Source organism: Klebsiella sp. A-Nf5 (assembly GCF_002810545.1).
In the GTDB taxonomy this organism is placed as follows: Bacteria; Pseudomonadota; Gammaproteobacteria; order Enterobacterales; family Enterobacteriaceae; genus Klebsiella; species Klebsiella variicola.
Genome location: NZ_PIOG01000150.1, coordinates 1 through 626, shown reverse-complemented (window position 1 = coordinate 626; position 626 = coordinate 1). Strand labels below are relative to the sequence as shown.

1 protein-coding gene is annotated in these 626 nt (G+C 41.1%); it reads left to right on the top strand.

From position 1 onward, the window contains the following. The first annotated feature begins 63 nt into the window (after positions 1–63). Positions 64–384, top strand: coding sequence for a TonB family protein (locus CWM53_RS15600; RefSeq protein ID WP_100696151.1), 321 nt, complete (start codon positions 64–66; stop codon positions 382–384). The last annotated feature ends 242 nt before the right edge of the window (positions 385–626 follow it).

Genomic DNA, 626 nt, shown 5'->3' with positions numbered 1-626 from the left:
GCCTAGGAACTCTCAACTTCCAGTAGCCTAGGGATACAAGGAAAACAAAAGTTGGTATCGTTTATGAAAAAAACATTACCTCTGGTTTGTGCTGTTCTAATATCAAATGTAGCGTTTGCTGTTGAAAATAAAGAAGAAATATCACCTGTGCGCATAAGCTGCCCTTTCCCTTATTATCCAGCTTCTGCTATGGCTAATAAGAATAGCGGCACTGTAACATATTTTGCCACAGTAAATGAAAAAGGGGAGGTTACTTCTGTTGAGACAACCGGTACTGAGATCTTTTTTAGAGAAACTAGATCAGCAATCAGGAAATGCAAGTTTGAGCCAGGAAGACCGGGCATTGCCCGTGGAACCATAAAATTTAGGCCGTCTCAACCGTAAGTGCTCCTGATAAATTACGGGTTACTGAGTTAACTGTTGAGTCTGCCAATGAGCCAGCCACCGTTAGGCCAGTCTTGGTTTTTGACGTTGTTCAACATAAGTATGACGGGAAAACATATGCAATTGCTATCGGGGCATCATCAGATTCAGTACAGATTAATGCTCTTATTGACAGGTTAAAACCTCAACCTATACCCGAAAGTTTGCTTATCAAAGGCGACCCTCCTGATCAAAAATAAATT

Bases quoted from the DNA above. Each gene is read 5' to 3' on its own strand.
- CWM53_RS15600 (WP_100696151.1), top strand. From the start codon at position 64: ATGAAAAAAACATTACCTCTGGTTTGTGCTGTTCTAATATCAAATGTA.